This is a genomic window from Ideonella sp., assembly GCF_041918995.1.
Classification (GTDB): domain Bacteria; phylum Pseudomonadota; class Gammaproteobacteria; order Burkholderiales; family Burkholderiaceae_C; genus Ideonella.
In genome coordinates this window covers 26667-43945 of record NZ_JAYRUN010000017.1, presented here as the reverse complement: position 1 = coordinate 43945, position 17279 = coordinate 26667, and the positions used below count along the sequence as shown (strand labels likewise).

14 protein-coding genes and 1 tRNA gene are annotated in these 17279 nt (G+C 68.7%); 9 read left to right on the top strand and 6 right to left on the bottom strand.

Annotation, left to right across the window (positions count from 1 at the left end; all coding sequences use genetic code 11):
- Positions 1-6 precede the first annotated feature (6 nt).
- Both lptG and lptF read right to left on the bottom strand, forming a co-directional pair.
- Positions 7-1119 (bottom strand): LPS export ABC transporter permease LptG, encoded by a 1113-nt coding sequence (lptG, locus tag ACE3UN_RS15320; protein WP_374675844.1) that lies wholly within the window; start codon positions 1117-1119, stop codon positions 7-9.
- On the bottom strand, positions 1116-2228 hold the full coding sequence (gene lptF, locus ACE3UN_RS15315; protein WP_374675843.1) for an LPS export ABC transporter permease LptF: 1113 nt from the start codon (positions 2226-2228) through the stop codon (positions 1116-1118). Before lptF ends, lptG begins: the two co-directional genes overlap by 4 nt.
- 29 nt (positions 2229-2257) lie before the next feature.
- Between lptF and ACE3UN_RS15310 the strand changes: the two genes are divergently transcribed.
- The 4 genes from ACE3UN_RS15310 to ACE3UN_RS15295 all read left to right on the top strand — a co-directional run bounded on the left by ACE3UN_RS15310 (position 2258) and on the right by ACE3UN_RS15295 (position 6657).
- Positions 2258-3721 carry a leucyl aminopeptidase gene (locus tag ACE3UN_RS15310; RefSeq protein WP_374675842.1) on the top strand — a complete coding sequence of 488 codons (1464 nt, stop codon included), beginning with the start codon at positions 2258-2260 and terminating at the stop codon, positions 3719-3721.
- 18 nt (positions 3722-3739) lie between these two features.
- Positions 3740-4174 carry a DNA polymerase III subunit chi gene (locus ACE3UN_RS15305; RefSeq protein WP_374675841.1) on the top strand — a complete coding sequence of 145 codons (435 nt, stop codon included), beginning with the start codon at positions 3740-3742 and terminating at the stop codon, positions 4172-4174.
- Between the two features lie 241 nt (positions 4175-4415).
- Positions 4416-5558: a branched-chain amino acid ABC transporter substrate-binding protein gene (locus ACE3UN_RS15300; RefSeq protein ID WP_374675840.1), complete on the top strand. Its 1143-nt coding sequence runs from the start codon at positions 4416-4418 to the stop codon at positions 5556-5558.
- A gap of 115 nt (positions 5559-5673) precedes the next feature.
- On the top strand, positions 5674-6657 hold the full coding sequence (locus ACE3UN_RS15295; protein ID WP_374675839.1) for an MBL fold metallo-hydrolase: 984 nt from the start codon (positions 5674-5676) through the stop codon (positions 6655-6657).
- Positions 6658-6738: 81 nt separating this feature from the next.
- Here the strand turns inward: ACE3UN_RS15295 and ACE3UN_RS15290 are convergent.
- From ACE3UN_RS15290 to ACE3UN_RS15280, 3 genes are all read right to left on the bottom strand, one after another.
- Positions 6739-6829 (bottom strand) — tRNA-Ser (locus tag ACE3UN_RS15290).
- A 19-nt stretch (positions 6830-6848) separates the two neighbouring features.
- The gene (locus tag ACE3UN_RS15285) at positions 6849-7808 is read right to left on the bottom strand and encodes an SPFH domain-containing protein (protein WP_374675838.1); all 960 of its coding nucleotides are present in this window, start codon (positions 7806-7808) and stop codon (positions 6849-6851) included.
- Between the two features lie 45 nt (positions 7809-7853).
- Complete coding sequence (locus ACE3UN_RS15280) at positions 7854-8297, bottom strand: NfeD family protein (RefSeq protein WP_374675837.1); 444 nt, start codon at positions 8295-8297, stop codon at positions 7854-7856.
- Positions 8298-8368: 71 nt separating this feature from the next.
- Between ACE3UN_RS15280 and ACE3UN_RS15275 the strand changes: the two genes are divergently transcribed.
- Positions 8369-10627 carry an Orn/Lys/Arg decarboxylase N-terminal domain-containing protein gene (locus ACE3UN_RS15275; RefSeq protein ID WP_374675836.1) on the top strand — a complete coding sequence of 753 codons (2259 nt, stop codon included), beginning with the start codon at positions 8369-8371 and terminating at the stop codon, positions 10625-10627.
- Positions 10628-10756: 129 nt separating this feature from the next.
- Here ACE3UN_RS15275 and fabI read toward each other — a convergent pair whose 3' ends face one another.
- Complete coding sequence (fabI, locus tag ACE3UN_RS15270) at positions 10757-11545, bottom strand: enoyl-ACP reductase FabI (RefSeq protein ID WP_374675835.1); 789 nt, start codon at positions 11543-11545, stop codon at positions 10757-10759.
- Between the two features lie 304 nt (positions 11546-11849).
- On the opposite strand from fabI, the gene rimP reads away from it, so the two are divergent.
- From rimP to rbfA, 4 genes are all read left to right on the top strand, one after another.
- A complete protein-coding gene (gene rimP / locus ACE3UN_RS15265; RefSeq protein ID WP_374675834.1) occupies positions 11850-12398 on the top strand; it encodes a ribosome maturation factor RimP in 549 nt (182 codons plus the stop codon).
- Positions 12395-13873, top strand: a complete 1479-nt coding sequence (nusA, locus tag ACE3UN_RS15260; RefSeq protein WP_374675833.1) for a transcription termination factor NusA — start codon at positions 12395-12397, stop codon at positions 13871-13873. Before rimP ends, nusA begins: the two co-directional genes overlap by 4 nt.
- Before the next feature lie 61 nt (positions 13874-13934).
- On the top strand, positions 13935-16850 hold the full coding sequence (infB, locus tag ACE3UN_RS15255) for a translation initiation factor IF-2 (RefSeq protein WP_374675832.1): 2916 nt from the start codon (positions 13935-13937) through the stop codon (positions 16848-16850).
- A gap of 63 nt (positions 16851-16913) precedes the next feature.
- Entirely contained in the window at positions 16914-17279 is a 366-nt protein-coding gene (rbfA, locus tag ACE3UN_RS15250; protein WP_374675831.1) for a 30S ribosome-binding factor RbfA, read from the top strand.

Sequence of the window (17279 nt, the reverse complement as noted above, 5' to 3'; positions counted from 1 at the left end):
GCTCCTCTATCGGTAACGGACCAGCCAGCCGAACGCGGCCAGCGACATGAGCAGGTACAGCAGGCTGGGCAGGGCCGAGGCGACCCAGGGCGTCCAGTCGCGCAGCAGGCCGAGGTGACCCACCACGTTGTTGAGCAGCACGAAGCTGATGCCCAGCATGATGCCGCCGAAGACCTTGAGGCTGATGCCGCCCGCGCGCGCGTGCAGGTAGGCGAAGGGCAGGGCGAGCGCCACCATCACGATGCAGGCGAAGGGATAGAACGCCCGGCGCCAGAACTGCAGCTCGTAGCGCTGGGCGGTCTGTTCCTGCAGCTCGAGGTGGCGGCTGTAGCGCCACAGGTCCACGGTCGACATGCTGCGGATCGGCGAAAGGGCCGCGGCCACCACGTTGTCTTCCAGCGTGGTGGGCCAGTCATAGGCCGCCAGCTGGCGTGTCGTGAGCAGCCCCTGTTCGCCCTGCGGCCATTCGGTGACCTGCACCTCCTGCAGGTGCCACACGGCGGTGTCGCCGCGGCGGCCGGCCTGGCCGCTGGCCGCCTGCAGCCGCCGCACGAGCACGCCCGCGGCATCGTGCTCGAAGATGCGGATGCCGCTCATCTGGCCGTCGGAACCGGTGGTCTGCACGTTGATGGATATGCTGCGCTCGCCCGGGCCGGTGCCTCGGCGTTCCTTCAGCCACGCGCCGGCCCGGCCCAGCGACGGGCTGCTGCGGAACTTGGCCTTGAGGGCGGCGGCCTGCTGCTCACCCAGCGGGGCAACGTACTCGCCCACGGCAAAGGTGAGCACGCCCATCACCACGCCCAGCGTCAGCAGCAGCCGCAGGGCACGGCCCGGGCTCAGGCCCCCGGTGCGCAGGATGGTGAACTCGGAGGACTGGGCGAGCCGGGCCATCGCGTAGATGGTGCCGATGAGCACCGCGATGGGGAACAGCTCGTAGAAGCGCCCGGGGAGTTCCAGCAGGGCCGACAACACGGCGTGGCCGACCGTGAAGCCGCGCTTGCCGACGTTCTCCAGCTCCTCGAGGAAATCGATGAAGAAGAACAGCGAGAGAAAGGCCACGGCCACGAAGACCACGGACCACACCACGTCCCGGTAGAGCAGGCGCCGCACGGTCCTCATGCCGCCGCCTCCGATCGGGCGGGGGCCGGCCGGTGCCAGGGCAGGCGGGCCACCGTGGCATGGTCGCGCCACCAGATGAGCCCCAGCGCCGCGGCGAAGGCCAGCCCGTGCAGGCCGGCCAGCGCACCGGCCATGCCGACCCGGCCGGCCGCCACCCAGGCCTGGCTCAGGTTGATCAGGTTGTAGTACACGACGAAGGCTAGCAGCGCGAACAGCAGGTTCCAGTTGCTGGCACGGCGCGGGTTGCTGGCGGCCAGGCCCACGCCGAGCAGCACGAGGTTGGCGGCACCGAACAGCAGCCCGATGCGCCAGGTGAGCTCGGCTTCGTGCCGGGGCTTGGGGTCGCGCAGCAGCGCCAGCGTGCCCATCGCCTTCGGCGGCGTCGTCTCGGTGGCGCGCGCCTTCCCCGGGTCGACCGCCATGCGCAGGTGCTCGAAGGTCAGGCGCACGTGCTCGCCCGTGCGGTTGTTCTGCTCGCTGCGGTGGCCCGAATCCAGCACCAGGACGCGCTCGCCGCCGTCCGTCTCCACGCGACCGGAGCGCGCGGTCGTCACGCTTTCGCGCTCCTCGCTGCGGCCCAGCAGGAACACGTTGCGCCCGACGCCGGCTTCCTCGCCGGCGCGCTCGATGAAGAACACCCGGCTGCCGTCCGCCGAGGCCTGGAAGCTGCCCGGCGCCACCCGCGCGAGGTCGGAGCGCTGCTCATAGCGCTGGCGCAGCTCGGTCGTCTTCTGGTTGCCCCAGGGCCAGACGAGCAGCGACAGCAGGCCGATGGCCAGCAGCACCGGCGAGCCCACCCGCAGCACCGGACGCACGAAGCGCGACAGCCCCACGCCACTGCTGAACCAGATGGCCATTTCGCTGTCGCGGTACATGCGGCCCAGGCTCACCACCGTCGCGATGAACAGCGACAGGGCGATCATCAGCGGCAGCTGGCCCAGTGCGGTATAGCCCAGCAGCAGCACCACGTCCTGAGGCGCCACGGCGCCGTTGGCGGCCAGGCCGAGCGTGCGGATCAGCATCATCGTCAGCACGATGGTCAGGATGACGACCAGCGTGGCCCCGAAACTGCGTGCCAGCTCTTTGCGAACAGTCGAATCGAATAACATCGAAAGATTGCTTTTCAACGAGACCGATTATGGACTTTCAAGCTCTTGCCACCCCGGCGGGCGGGCTTGGCGGCGTGGCCGCTGACGCCCTGCTCGTGGTGCTGCCCGCCGAGGGCGAGGCCGGTACCGGCGACAAGGCGATCGACGGCGCCGTCGCGGCGGCCCTGAAGGCGGGCGACTTCGAGCGCAAGGCCGGCCGCCAGCTGTACCTGCACCGCGTGGAGGGCGTGAAGGCCCGCGTGGTGCTGGCCGGCGCGAAGGACGGTTCGGCCAAGGCGTTCCGCGCCGCCGTGCTGCAGGGCCTGGCGGCACTGAAGGGCCGCGCCGTGCGCCACCTGGCGGTCTCGCTGGCCGGCGCGCCGCTGTCGGCCGCCCACGCCGAGGCGCTCGCCGTGGCGGCCGAAGGAGCGGGCTACAGCTACACCTACACCAAGCCCAGCGCCGAGACGGTCACCCTGCCCGGCAAGATCTCGCTGGTGGCCGACAAGGCGCTGGTCGGCGAGCTGCGTGCCGGCCTGGCGCAGGGCGCCGCCATCGGCGCGGGCGTGAACCTGGCACGCGAGTACGCCAACCGCCCGGCCAACGTGTGCACGCCCACCTTCCTGGGCGAGGAGGCCAAGCGGCTGGGCCGCGAATTCGGCTTCCAGGTCCAGGTGCTCGACCGCAAGGCGGTGGAGAAGCTCGGCATGGGCTCGTTCCTGTCGGTGGCCCGCGGCTCGGAGGAGCCGCTGCGCTTCATCGTCATGCAGTACAACGGCGGGGCCAAGAAGGCGGCGCCCGTGGTGCTGGTGGGCAAGGGCATCACGTTCGACACCGGCGGCATCTCGCTGAAGCCGGCCGCCGAGATGGACGAGATGAAGTTCGACATGGGCGGCGCGGCCAGCGTCTTCGGCACCATGCGTGCGCTCGGCCAGATCAAGCCCAAGGTGAATGTCGTGGCCATCGTGCCGGCCTGCGAGAACATGCCCAGCGGCATCGCCACCAAGCCGGGGGACGTGGTCACCAGCATGTCGGGCCAGACCATCGAGATCCTCAACACGGATGCCGAGGGCCGCCTGATCCTGTGCGATGCGCTCACCTACGCCGAGCGCTTCAAGCCGGCCGCCGTGGTCGACATCGCCACGCTCACCGGCGCCTGCGTGATCGCGCTGGGCAACCACCATGCGGGCCTGTTCTCGCCGGACGACGCCCTGGCGGACGAGCTGCTGGCTGCGTCACGGCGCGCCGAGGACCCGGCGTGGCGCATGCCGCTGGACGAGGAGTACGACGAGGCGCTGAAGAGCAACTTCGCCGACATGGCGAACGTCGGTTCGCGTGCCGGCGGCTCGATCACGGCGGCGAAGTTCCTGCAGCGCTTCACCAAGGCCTACCCGTGGGCCCACCTGGACGTGGCGGGCGTGGCCTACCGCGGCGGTGCCAACAAGGGGGCCACCGGCCGCCCGGTCGGCCTGCTGACGCACTTCGTGCTGGCGCGCGCCGGTCGCGGCGCCTGACGCTGCCGTCCGCGGTCCATGGCCGAGGTCGTCTTCATGACCGGGGTCGCCGACCCCCTCGGCCTGGCGGCTCGCCTGCTGCGCAAGAAGTGGCGGGAAGGCGCGCGGGTGGCGCTGTATGCGCCGCCACCGCTGCTGCAGCGGCTCGACCACCAGCTGTGGGCCGCGGAGCCGCTGGATTTCGTTCCCCATTGGGTGCAGCGCGCGGGAAGCGCGTTGCCGCCCGAGCCGGTGCGTGCGCGCACCCTGCTGTGGCTGCTGACGCGCCCGCAGCCCGAACTGGGCTGCGAGGCCGCAGTCAACATCGGCTGTGAAGCACTCGACCTGGGCGCCTGCCATGCGCGCATCGCCGAGGTGGTAGGCACCTCGCCGGACGAGCGTGCGGCCGGGCGTGCGCGGTGGCGCCAGTACGAGGCGGCCGGCCACAGCCTGGTGCATCGCCCCCAGTCCTGAGCTGGCCCCGGACTTGCATGACGACTTCCGGGCCCCGGTCATCCGGTCGGGTGTCCCATGCGTTGGGGGCCCACTGCGCGGGTTCGGCATGCCGGCCCGTGCGGCGCTGCGAGGGGTGCGTCCCCCGGGTTGTCCCGGGCGTCGGCCCATCGGTCAGCGGGGCAATTTGGAGTATCGTGTCTCGCCCGTTGAGAGCATTCCCACCACGTTTCTCAACACTACCTTCTGGAGGTCTCTTCTCATGCAAATCAAGCTGAATGTGGTCGTTGCGGCAGCTGCCGCCATGATGGCCGGCTCGCTGTACGCGCAGGACATGGTCGTCAAGATCGGCCACGTCGGTCCGACCAGCGGCGGCATTGCCCACCTGGGCAAGGACAACGAGAACGGTGCCCGCATGGCCATCGACGAGTTGAACGCCAAGGGCGTGACCATCGGCGGCAAGAAGGTGAAGTTCGAGCTGCTGGCCGAAGACGACGCGGGCGATCCCAAGCAGGGCACGGCGGCGGCGCAGAAGCTGGTGGACAGCAAGGTCAACGGCGTGATCGGTCACCTGAACTCGGGCACCACGATTCCGGCGTCGAAGGTGTACTCGGATGCGGGCATTCCGCAGATCAGCCCGTCGGCGACGAACCCGAAGTACACGCGCCAGGGCTACAAGACCACGTTCCGCGTGGTGGCCGACGACGTGCACCTGGGCGGCACGCTGGGCAAGTACGCCGTGCAGCAGCTCAAGGGCAAGACGATCGCGGTGATCGACGACCGCACGGCCTATGGCCAGGGCGTGGCCGACGAGTTCGAGAAGGGCGTGAAGTCCGCCGGCGGCACGGTGGCCAAGCGCGAGTTCACGAACGACAAGGCGACGGACTTCACCGCCATCCTGACCAGCATCAAGGCGGCCAAGCCGGACGTGGTGTTCTACGGTGGCATGGACGCGGTGGCCGGCCCGATGATCCGCCAGATGAAGCAGCTGGGCATCACGGCCAAGTTCATGGGCGGCGACGGCATCTGCTCGGGCGAGCTGCCCAAGCTGTCGGCCGGCGCCATGGCCGATGGCCAGGTGGTGTGCGCCGAAGCCGGTGGTGTCGAGGGCAACCAGAAGGTCGCCATGGACAAGTTCAAGACCGACTTCAAGAAGAAGTTCAACGCCGACGTGCAGATCTACGCCCCGTACGTCTACGATGCCACGATGGTGATGGTGGACGCCATGGTCAAGGCCGGCTCCGCCGAACCGGCCAAGTACCTGCCGGTGCTGGCCAAGACCACGGGCTACAAGGGCGTGACCGGCACGATCGCCTTCGACGAGAAGGGCGACATCAAGAACGGTGCCCTGACGCTCTACACCTACAAGGGTGGCCAGCGCGAGCAGATCGCCGTGGTGCGCTGAGGTTCCCGGCGGGCTCGGCGCGCATGGCGCGACGTGCCCCGGCGAGTGCACGAGGCCCCGCTTGGCGGGGCCTTTTTCTTTTCGGTACCGTCACGTCTTCCCTGACAGGAGTCCCATGCGCACCTCTTCCTTCGTTCCCCGGGCCGCTAGATCGCTGGCCATGATGCTGACCCTTGGCCTGGGCGCCGCGGTGGCCGCGCCGCCGGCACCCGTGGGCACCCAGGTGCCGGGCTTCTATCGCCATGCGGTGGGTGCGCTCGAGGTCACGGCCCTGTACGACGGCTTCGTCGACCTGCCGCCCCAACTGCTCAAGGGCATGGCCCCGGAGCAGGTGCAGAGTCTGCTGGCGCGGATGTTCATTGCCAACGACCAGGGCGTGCAGACGGCGGTCAATGGCTTCCTGGTGCACACGGGCAGCCAGCTGGTCCTCGTGGATGTGGGCGCTGCCCAGTGCTTTGGCCCGACGCTCGGCCAGATGGGCGCCAACCTCAAGGCCTCCGGCTATGGCCCGGAGCAGGTGGACGCGGTGCTGCTCACCCACATGCATGCCGACCACCTCTGCGGCCTGCTCGACGCGGGGGGAAAACCGGCGTTCCCGAACGCCACCGTCTGGGTGGCCCAGGCAGACGCCGACTTCTGGCTGGACGAGCGCACGGCGGAGAAGGCCCCCGAAGGTGTGCGCCCCATGTTCAAGATGGCACGTGATGCGGTGTCACCGTACCGCGCGCAGGGGCGATTCAAGACCTTCTCGCCGGGCCAGTCCCTGATGCCAGGCCTGGAGGTGGTCGACACCCGTGGCCACACGCCGGGCCACAGCTCGTACATGTTCCGCTCGGGCGCGAGCCAGCTGCTGGTGTGGGGCGACATCGTGCACTCGCATGCCGTGCAGTTCGCCCACCCCCAGGTCGCGATCGAATTCGACACCGATCCACGGCAGGCGGTGGCGACCCGCCAATCCGTTTTCGAGCAGATGGCGCGCACAGGGGCGTGGGTCGCGGCCGCGCACCTGCCGTTCCCTGGGATCGGGCACGTGCGCAAGGACCCGCAGGGCTACGCCTGGGTGCCCGTGGAGTACGGGCCGCTGCGGCGCGACCGCTGACGCGCCCCGCTGCAATGAAAAAGGCCACCGTCTGCGGTGGCCTTCATTCTGTGGCGCCTGCCCGGCACAGGCCGGTGGCGCTGGCGGAGGGAGCGGGATTCGAACCCGCGGTGGGCTGTTAACCCACACACGCTTTCCAGGCGTGCGACTTAAACCACTCATCCATCCCTCCGCAGGGATAGCCTTCCATTCTAGCCCACCGCAGCGGGGTTCTGTCCATCGCTTTTCGCGCGGCCGGGCAGGGTGACGTCGCTGCGCATCAGCGCCATGGCGCTGCCCACCAGGGCGCCCACCTCGCTGACGCTGGCGGGCACGATCATGGTGTTGTTCTTCTGGGCCAGCTGGGCGAAGGCGTCCACCGCGCGCTCGGCCACCTTGAGCTGCACCGCGTCCGCGCCGCCCGGCTCACGGATGGCCGCCGCGATCTGCCGGATGGCGCCTGCGGTGGCCTCGGCCACCGCCGAGATGGCCGCGGCCTCGCCCAGCGCCTTGTTGATCTCCGCCTGCTTCTCGCCTTCGGAGCGGGCGATGAACGCCTCCCGTTCGCCCGTGGCGATGTTGATCTGCTCCTGCCGACGGCCCTCGGAAGCCGCGATCAGCGCGCGCTTCTCGCGCTCGGCGGTGATCTGCGCCTGCATGGCGTGCAGGATGGCGGCGGGCGGGGTCAGGTCCTTGATCTCGTAGCGCAGCACCTTGACGCCCCAGTTCAGGGCCGCCTCGTCCAGGGCGGCCACCACCGAACTGTTGATGATCTCGCGCTCCTCGAATGTGCGGTCCAGTTCCATCTTGCCGATCACGCTGCGCAGGGTGGTCTGGGCCAGCTGGGTGATGGCCACGATGTAGTTGGACGAACCGTAGCTGGCGCGCATCGGGTCGGTGACCTGGAAGTACAGGATGCCGTCCACGGTGAGCTGGGTGTTGTCCTTGGTGATGCAGACCTGGCTGGGCACGTCCAGCGGGATCTCCTTGAGAGAGTGCCGGTAGGCCAGGCGATCAACGAACGGGATGATGATGTTCAGGCCGGGAGCGAGCGTGCCGTGGTAGCGGCCCAGGCGCTCGACGACCCACGCGTTCTGCTGGGGCACGACCTTGACGGCGCGTGCCACGAACAGCACGGCGATGACGAACAGGACGACGGCGGTGATTTCCATGGCAGGGTGGGTGAAGGGAGGAAGGGGGAGGGGGGTGCAGGGACGTCAGCGGCGCTCGGCGGACCGCAGCACCAGGCAGCTGCCCTGCACGGCGTCGATGACGTGCTCGCCGGGGTGGGGGATGCCCGGGCCGGCATTGCGCGCGTCCCAGGCGGCGCCACGGTAGTGCACGCGGGCACGGCCGTCCTCGCCCCAGTGCGCCACCCGCACGGTGGCGCCCACGTCGATCTGCAGGTCCGGGTTGGTGGCCACGGAGGCCGCGGCCGGCCGCCCGGTGCGGCGCAGGTGCCAGATGACGACCGCGCTGCCGCCCACGCCGGCGGCCGTGACCAGCTGGGCGGCGAGGCCCAGCCCGGTGTGTGCGGCCAGGGCGCCCGAGGCCGCGCCCAATGCCAGCATGAGCAGGTAGAACGTGCCGCTGGCCAGCTCCAGCGCCACCAGCAGGCCCGCGGTGATCCACCACAGGGTGGATGCGTCCCAGGTCATCATCTTGCCCTCCTCAACGGCTCTACACTTCGCCGTTTCCATTTTCCGCCTGCCACGCCACAGAGGCCCCCGCCATGCAGCGCTTTACTTTTCCCATCGTGATCATCGATGAGGACTTCCGCTCCGAGAACACCTCGGGCCTGGGCATCCGCGCGCTGGCCGACGCGATCCAGAAGGAAGGCTTCGAGGTGCTGGGTGTCACCAGCTACGGCGACCTGTCGCAGTTCGCCCAGCAGCAAAGCCGCGCCAGCGCCTTCATCCTGTCGATCGACGACGAGGAGTTCACCCCGGGACCCGAGCTCGACCCGGCCGTGCTCAACCTGCGCAAGTTCATCGAGGAGATCCGCTTCCGCAACTCGGACATCCCGATCTACCTCTACGGCGAGACGCGCACCTCGCAGCACATTCCCAACGACATCCTGCGCGAGCTGCACGGCTTCATCCACATGTTCGAGGACACGCCCGAGTTCGTGGCGCGCCACATCATCCGGGAGGCCCGCAGCTACCTCGATTCGCTCGCGCCGCCGTTCTTCCGCGCGCTGGTGGACTACGCGCAGGACGGGTCGTACTCGTGGCATTGCCCCGGGCACTCCGGTGGCGTGGCCTTCCTCAAGAGCCCCATCGGCCGCATGTTCCACCAGTTCTTCGGCGAGAACATGCTGCGGGCGGACGTGTGCAATGCGGTCGAAGAGCTGGGCCAGCTGCTGGACCACACCGGCCCCGTGGCCGCCAGCGAGAAGAACGCTGCGCGGATCTTCAACGCCGACCACTGCTTCTTCGTCACGAACGGCACGTCCACCAGCAACAAGATGGTGTGGCACCACAACGTGGCGCCCGACGACGTGGTGCTGGTGGACCGCAACTGCCACAAGTCCATCCTGCACTCGATCATCATGACCGGGGCGGTGCCGGTGTTCCTGACACCCACGCGCAACCACTACGGGATCATCGGCCCGATTCCCGAGAGCGAGTTCAGCCGCGAGTCCATCGAGAAGAAGATCGCTGCCCACCCGCTGCTGCAGGGCGTGGACCCGAAGACCGTGCGCCCCAAGATCCTCACCGTGACGCAGAGCACCTACGACGGCGTGCTCTACAACACCGAGACGATCAAGTCCAAGCTCGACGGCTGGGTGGACACGCTGCACTTCGACGAGGCCTGGCTGCCCCACGCCGCGTTCCACCGCTTCTACGGCACCTACCACGCCATGGGCAAGGTGCGGGCGCGTCCGCAGCAGGCCATGGTGTACAGCACGCAGTCCACCCACAAGCTGCTGGCCGGCATCAGCCAGGCCTCGCAGGTGCTCGTGCAGGAGTCCCAGACGGTGCGCCTGGACCGCGACCTCTTCAACGAGGCGTACCTGATGCACACCTCCACCTCGCCGCAGTACGCCATCATCGCCTCGTGCGACGTGGCGGCGGCCATGATGGAGCCGCCCGGTGGCACGGCGCTGGTGGAAGAGAGCATCCGCGAGGCGCTGGATTTCCGCCGCGCCATGCGCAAGGTGGACGAGGACTACGGCCAGGACTGGTGGTTCCAGGTCTGGGGCCCGGACCGCTTCGCCGAGGACGGCATCGGCCAGCCCGACGACTGGATCCTGCGCGCGAACGACAAGTGGCACGGCTTCGGCAACCTGGCCACCGGCTTCAACATGCTGGACCCGATCAAGTCCACCGTCATCACGCCGGGGCTCGACGTATCGGGCCAGTTCTCCACGCACGGCATCCCGGCGGCGATCGTCACCAAGTACCTCGCCGAGCACGGCGTGGTCGTGGAGAAGACGGGCCTCTACTCGTTCTTCATCATGTTCACCATCGGCATCACCAAGGGCCGGTGGAACACCATGGTGACGGCGCTGCAGCAGTTCAAGGACGACTACGACCGCAACCAGCCGCTGTGGCGCGTGCTGCCCGAGTTCTGCGCGGCGCACCCGCGCTACGAGCGCATGGGGTTGAAGGACCTGTGCCAGGGCATCCACGAGATGTACGCGCAGGGTGACATCGCGCGGCTGACGACCGAGATGTACCTGTCCGACCTGCACCCGGCCATGAAGCCGAGCGATGCCTTCGCCAACATCGCGCGCCGTCGCATCGAGCGGGTGGAGATCGACCGGCTGGAGGGGCGCATCACGACGTCGCTGCTCACGCCGTACCCGCCGGGCATCCCGCTGCTGATCCCGGGCGAGCGCTTCAACCGCAAGATCGTCGACTACCTGCGCTTCACCCGCGAGTTCAACAAGGCCTTCCCCGGCTTCGACACCGACGTGCACGGTCTGGTGGCCGAAGAGGGCCCGCACGGCGAGCGCAAGTACTGCGTCGACTGCGTCAGGGATTGAACGTCTGTCTTTGGCAGCGCGCCGCAGGCGCCGCTGCGCCGCCAGCCGCGCGCGCGGGTCCGGCTTTGCCGGCCCGCTGCGCGAGCCCCCTCGGGGGGCAGCCCCCTGGCAAGGGGGCGTGGGGCCCCATCAGGCCGGGACTTCGCCCATCATGACCTGGTTGAAGCCGCCGTCCACGTAGGTGATCTCTGCGGTGACGCCACTGGCCAGGTCGGACAGCAGGAAGGCGGCGACGTTGCCCACGTCCTCGATCGTCACGTTGCGGCGCAGCGGGGCGTTCTTGGAGAACGTTTCCAGCAGCTTGCCGAAGCCCTTGATGCCCGACGCGGCGAGCGTCTTGATCGGACCGGCGGAGATGCCGTTGACGCGGATGCCGCGCGGGCCCAGGTTGGCGGCCAGGTAGCGCACGCTGGCCTCCAGCGAGGCCTTGGCCAGGCCCATGGTGTTGTAGGCGGGCACGGCCCGCACGGCGCCCAGGTAGCTCAGCGTGAGCAGGGCGGCGTGGTCGCGCAGATGGGGCAGGGCGGCCTTGGCCATCGCAGGGAAGCTGTAGGCCGAGATCTCGTGCGCGATGCGGAAGTTCTCGCGCGTCAGGCCGTCCAGGAACTCGCCGGCGATGGCCTCGCGCGGGGCGAAGCCGATGGAATGCACGAAGCCGTCGAAGCCCTCGGGCCAGGCCGTCTTGAGGTCGGCGAACAGGCGTTCGATGGCGGCGTCGTCGCCCACGTCGCAGTCGAACACGAGCGTGGAGTCGAACTCCGCGGCGAATTCGGTGATGCGGTCCTTGAACCGCTCACCGACATAGCTGAACGCCAGTTCGGCGCCTTCGCGGCGGCAGGCCTGGGCGATGCCGTAGGCGATCGAGCGGTTCGACAGCAGGCCGGTGATCAGAAGGCGCTTGCCGGCAAGGAATCCCATGCGGTCTCCGTGGGTGAATGTTGGAACGGCGGCGATTCTCGCACTTCCCGACCGGGCGGCTTGCGGGCACGGGGCTTGCAAGATACAATCCGCGCTTCGCTAGGAATTGCGTGGCGAGCGCAGAAAACCTGAGTGGGCGCCAATTGGCGCTGAGTGGGCGGATTCATCCAGCCCATTTTTTTTGCTCATGTGTTGGCTGCATCGCGACGCGGCTGGCGAGTATGGAAGACGGGAGCGGGCCACGTGCCTGCGTGTGAGTCGGAGCGGGCGAAGGCCCGCCACCTTGAAGGATGACTGCCGCCTGATGAGCTGGAGCCAGGCCGTCGAGAAGACGGTGACCGGTTTGGGATATGAACTCGTTGATGTCGAGCGATCGGCAGGCGGGTTGCTGCGTGTCTACATCGACCGCGTGCCCGGCCATGTCTATCCCACCGGCGAGCATGAGTTCGTCACGGTCGAGGACTGCGAGGCGGTGACCCGCCAGCTGCAGTATGTGCTCGAGGTGGACAACGTCGACTACGCCCGGCTGGAGGTGTCCTCGCCGGGGCTGGACCGGCCGCTCAAGCGTGAAGCGGACTACACGCGCTTCGCCGGCCAGCAGGTGCAGCTGACGCTGAAGCTGCCCTTCCAGGGGCGCAAGAAGTTCCAGGGTGTGCTGCAGCCGGCCGACATTGGCGCCGGCTGGCAGCTCATCTTCCATGACGGCAAGGCCGAGCAGGTGCTCGGCTTCGCCTTCGACGAGGTTCGTGAAGCCCGGCTCCTGCCGGTGCTCGATTTCAAGGGCCGGCGCGGCAAGACCGCCCCGGCACCTGCGCAACCCGCCGGTGAAACTGACGGAGGTCAACAACAATGAACCGTGAAATGCTGATGTTGGTGGACGCGATCTCGCGCGAGAAGAGCGTGGACCGCGAGGTGGTGTTCGGCGCCGTGGAGGCGGCGCTGGCCCAGGCCACCAAGAAGCTGCACGGCGGCGAAGTCGACATCCGTGTGTCGGTGGACCGCGAGACGGGCGAATACGAGACCTTCCGCCGCTGGCTCGTGGTGCCGGATGCGGCCGGCCTGCAGAACCCCGACGCCGAAGAGATGCTGTCCGACGCGCTGGACCGCATTCCCGACATCGAGGAGGGTGACTACATCGAGGAGTCGATGGAGTCGGTGCCCATCGGCCGCATCGGTGCGCAGGCCGCCAAGCAGGTGATCCTGCAGAAGATCCGCGACGCCGAGCGCGAGCAACTGCTCAACGACTTCCTCTCGCGCGGCGAGAAGGTGATGGTGGGCACGGTCAAGCGCCTGGACAAGGGCGACATCGTCGTCGAGTCCGGCCGCGTGGAAGGCCGCCTCAAGCGCAACGAGATGATCCCGAAGGAGAACCTGCGCACGGGCGACCGCGTGCGGGCCTTCATCACCGGTGTGGACACCGCGGCGCGCGGCCCCCAGATCATGCTGTCGCGCTCGGCGCCCGGCTTCATGGTGGAGCTGTTCGCCCAGGAGGTGCCCGAGATCGAGCAGGGCCTGCTGGAGATCAAGAGCTGCGCCCGGGATCCGGGCAGCCGCGCCAAGATCGCCGTGATCTCGCACGACAAGCGTGTCGATCCGATCGGCACCTGCGTGGGTGTGCGCGGCTCGCGCGTCACCGCGGTGACGAACGAGCTGGCCGGCGAACGCGTGGACATCGTCCTGTGGTCCGAGGACCCGGCCCAGTTCGTCATCGGTGCGCTGGCGCCGGCGAACGTGCAGTCCATCGTGGTGGACGAGGAGAAGCACGCCATGGATGTGGTGGTGGACGAGGAGAACCTCGCCATCGCCATCGGCCGCGGCGGGCAGAACGTGCGCCTGGCTTCCGAGCTGACCGGCTGGCGCATCAACATCATGACCGCCGAGGAATCGGCCGCCAAGCAGGCGCAGGAGAGCGACTCCATCCGCAAGCTCTTCGTCGAGAAGCTCGACGTGGACCAGGAAGTGGCCGACCTGCTGATCGACGAGGGCTTCACCAGTCTCGAGGAAGTGGCCTACGTGCCGCTGCAGGAGATGCTGGAGATCGAGGGCTTCGACGAGGACACGGTGTCCGAGCTGCGCAATCGGGCCAAGGACGCCCTGCTGACCATGGAGATCGCCCGCGAGGAGAAGGTGGAGGAGGTGTCGCAGGACCTGCGTGACCTCGACGGCCTGAACCCCGAGCTGATCGCCAAGCTCGCCGATGGCGGCGTGCACACCCGAGACGACCTGGCCGACCTGGCCGTCGACGAACTCGTCGAGATGACCGGGGTGGACGACGCGCAGGCCAAGGCGCTGATCATGAAGGCGCGCGAGCACTGGTTCAACGCCTGAACGTCACGTCATCCCCGAACCAGCGCCCACGACCCGGCATCAAGATCAAGGAACATCCCACATGGCAGTGACTACCGTCGCCCAACTCGCCTCGGAGCTGAATCGCCCTGCGGCGACGCTGCTCGAGCAGCTGCAGTCGGCCGGCGTCGCCAAGAAATCGCCGGACGACGCGCTGACCGAGTCGGACAAGGAACGTCTGCTCGACTACCTGCGCAACGCCCACGGCACGGCCGGCGGGGACCGCAAGAAGATCACGCTGACGCGCAAGTCCACGAGCGAGATCAAGCAGGCCGATGCCTCGGGCAAGGCCCGCACCATCCAGGTGGAGGTCCGCAAGAAGCGGGTCTTCGTCAAGCGCGACGACACCCCGGGTGCGGTGGCGCAGGAAGAGATCGCCCCGAGCGCGCAGGCGATCGAGGAGGCCGAGCTCGCCCGCCGCGAGGAAGAGGCGCGCCACCAGGCCGAGCTGATCCGCCAGCAGGAGGAAGAGCTGGCCGAGAAGCGCCGTCAGCGCGAGGAGCGTGAGCGCGCCGAGCGCGAGGCGGCCGAGAAGGCCGCCGCGGAAAAGGCCGCTGCCGAGAAGGCCGCTGCCGAGAAGGCCGCCGCCGAGGCAGCTGCGCAGGCGCAGGCCGCGCTGGCCAAGGCAGCCGCGCAGCCGGCCGCGTCCGAGGCGCCGGCCCAGCCGGCGGCACCCGCCGCACCGGCACCGGCCGCAGCGCCTGCCGCACCGGCCGCACCGGCCGCACCGGCCAAGCCCGCGATTCGCGTGGTCAAGGCGGCGGATGCGGACGCCGAGGAAAAGCAGCGCATGGCCGACCTGGAGCGTCGCCGCAAGGCGGCCGAGGCCGAGGCGGCTGCCATTCGCGACATGATGGCCCGCAAGAGCAAGGTCATGGTCGCCAAGAAGCCCGAGGAGCCCAAGCCGGCGGAAGCCGCCAAGGAGGGCATCAAGGGCACGATCCACAAGGCCAAGGCCGCGCCGGGTGCCACGCCGGCCACGACGTCCACGGCCGCCAAGCCCGGCGACAAGAAGTCGGTCAAGTCCGAGAAGCTGTCGTCGAGCTGGGCGGATGACGCCAAGAAGCGCGGCGCCGCGGCCAAGGGCCGCCCGGACACCTCCGCCGGCCGCCCTGGCTGGCGCGCGCCGCGCGGCGGCCGCCGTGGCGACAGCCGTGACGGCGACCGTGGCAGCAACTTCCAGGCGCCCACCGAGCCGGTGATCCAGGAGGTCCACATCCCCGAGACCATCTCGGTGGCGGATCTCGCGCACAAGATGTCGGTGAAGGCGTCCGAGGTCATCAAGCAGATGATGAAGCTGGGTCAGATGGTCACCATCAACCAGCAACTGGACCAGGAAACGGCCATGATCCTCGTGGAGGAGATGGGCCACAAGGCGTTCGCCGCCAAGCTGGACGACCCCGAGGCCTTCTCCGAGGAGGAGCAGGCCGCCGCCACGGCAGGCGAGATGCTGGACCGTGCGCCGGTGGTCACCGTGATGGGCCACGTCGACCACGGCAAGACCTCGCTGCTGGATTACATCCGCCGCAGCCGGGTGGCCGCGGGCGAGGCCGGCGGCATCACGCAGCACATCGGCGCTTACCACGTCGAGACGCCGCGCGGCATGATCACCTTCCTGGACACCCCGGGCCACGCGGCCTTCACGGCCATGCGTGCGCGTGGTGCCAAGGCGACCGACATCGTCATCCTGGTGGTGGCGGCCGACGACGGCGTGATGCCGCAGACCAAGGAAGCCATCCACCATGCCAAGGCGGCGGGCGTGCCCATCGTCGTGGCCATGACCAAGATCGACAAGCCGGACGCGAACGCCGAGCGGCTGAAGAGCGAGCTGGTGGCCGAGCAGGTGGTGCCCGAGGAGTTCGGTGGTGATTCGCCCTTCGTGGGCGTGTCGTCGAAGACCGGCCAGGGCATCGACGACCTGCTGGAGCAGGTGCTGCTGCAGGCCGAGGTGCTGGAGCTGAAGGCGCCGACGGAAGCGATGGCCAAGGGCATCGTGATCGAAGCGCGCCTGGACAAGGGCCGCGGCCCCGTGGCGACCGTGCTGGTGCAGTCCGGCACGCTCAAGCGCGGTGACGTGGTGCTGGCCGGCGCCAGCTACGGGCGTGTGCGCGCCATGCTGGACGAGGACGGCCGCAACACCGCCGAGGCCGGCCCCTCCATCCCGGTGGAGATCCAGGGCCTGACCGAGGTGCCCCAGGCGGGCGACGACTTCATGGTCCTGGGCGATGAGCGCCGGGCGCGCGAGATCGCCACCTTCCGCCAGGGCAAGTACCGCGACGTGAAGCTGGCCAAGCAGCAGGCCGCCAAGCTCGAGAGCATGTTCGACAACATGGGCGAGGGCCAGGCCCAGACCCTGCCGCTGATCATCAAGGCCGATGTGCAGGGCTCGCAGGAGGCGCTGTCCACCTCGCTGCTCAAGCTGTCGACCGACGAGGTCAAGGTGCAGATCGTGCACGCCGCGGTGGGCGGGATCAGCGAATCCGACGTCAACCTGGCGATCGCCTCCAAGGCGATCATCATCGGCTTCAACACGCGGGCCGAGGCCGGTGCGCGCAAGCTGGCCGAGAACAGCGGCGTCGACATCCGCTACTACAACATCATCTACGACGCCGTGGATGAGGTGAAGGCGGCGATGGGCGGCATGCTGGCCCCGGAGCAGAAGGAAGAGGCGCTGGGCACGGCCGAGATCCGCAAGGTGTTCGTGGCGTCCAAGATCGGCACGGTGGCCGGCTCGATGGTCACCTCCGGCCTGGTGCGCCGTGGTGCCAAGTTCCGCCTGCTGCGCGACAACATCGTCGTCTACACCGGGGAGGTGGAGTCGGTGCGACGCGAGAAGGACGACGTGCGCGAGGTCAAGGAAGGCTTCGAGTGCGGTATCAAGCTCAGGAACTACAACGACATCGCCGAGGGCGACCAGCTGGAGTTCTACGAGGTCAAGGAAATCGCCCGAACCCTCTGAGCCCCACCGCTCCCTGACGGAGCCCCGCCCTGGCGGGGTTTCGTTCTTTTGGAGGCGAACGCCATGCGACACAAGAAGAGCATTCCCAACCGCAGCCACCGGGTGGCCGACCAGATCCAGCGCGATGTCGCGGAGCTGATCCGCGACCTGAAGGACCCCCGCATCGGCATGGTGACGATCAACGCCGTGGAGGTGACGCCCGACTACGCGCACGCCACGGTGTTCTTCTCGCTGCTGGTCGGCGAGCCGGCCGAGTGCGAGCAGGCGCTCAACGAGGCGGCGGGCTTCCTGCGCAACGGCCTGTTCAAGCGCCTGGCGATCCACACCGTGCCCACGCTGCATTTCCGCTTCGACAAGACCACCGAACGGGCGGCAGACCTCAACGCGCTCATCCAGCAGGCGAACGCCACGCGCGCCAAGGACGACTGA

Coding starts and splice junctions, on each gene's coding strand:
- lptG (WP_374675844.1), bottom strand. CDS start 1,119: ATGAGGACCGTGCGGCGCCTGCTCTACCGGGACGTGGTGTGGTCCGTG.
- lptF (WP_374675843.1), bottom strand. CDS start 2,228: ATGTTATTCGATTCGACTGTTCGCAAAGAGCTGGCACGCAGTTTCGGG.
- ACE3UN_RS15310 (WP_374675842.1), top strand. CDS start 2,258: ATGGACTTTCAAGCTCTTGCCACCCCGGCGGGCGGGCTTGGCGGCGTG.
- ACE3UN_RS15305 (WP_374675841.1), top strand. CDS start 3,740: ATGGCCGAGGTCGTCTTCATGACCGGGGTCGCCGACCCCCTCGGCCTG.
- ACE3UN_RS15300 (WP_374675840.1), top strand. CDS start 4,416: ATGCAAATCAAGCTGAATGTGGTCGTTGCGGCAGCTGCCGCCATGATG.
- ACE3UN_RS15295 (WP_374675839.1), top strand. CDS start 5,674: ATGCGCACCTCTTCCTTCGTTCCCCGGGCCGCTAGATCGCTGGCCATG.
- ACE3UN_RS15285 (WP_374675838.1), bottom strand. CDS start 7,808: ATGGAAATCACCGCCGTCGTCCTGTTCGTCATCGCCGTGCTGTTCGTG.
- ACE3UN_RS15280 (WP_374675837.1), bottom strand. CDS start 8,297: ATGATGACCTGGGACGCATCCACCCTGTGGTGGATCACCGCGGGCCTG.
- ACE3UN_RS15275 (WP_374675836.1), top strand. CDS start 8,369: ATGCAGCGCTTTACTTTTCCCATCGTGATCATCGATGAGGACTTCCGC.
- fabI (WP_374675835.1), bottom strand. CDS start 11,545: ATGGGATTCCTTGCCGGCAAGCGCCTTCTGATCACCGGCCTGCTGTCG.
- rimP (WP_374675834.1), top strand. CDS start 11,850: ATGAGCTGGAGCCAGGCCGTCGAGAAGACGGTGACCGGTTTGGGATAT.
- nusA (WP_374675833.1), top strand. CDS start 12,395: ATGAACCGTGAAATGCTGATGTTGGTGGACGCGATCTCGCGCGAGAAG.
- infB (WP_374675832.1), top strand. CDS start 13,935: ATGGCAGTGACTACCGTCGCCCAACTCGCCTCGGAGCTGAATCGCCCT.
- rbfA (WP_374675831.1), top strand. CDS start 16,914: ATGCGACACAAGAAGAGCATTCCCAACCGCAGCCACCGGGTGGCCGAC.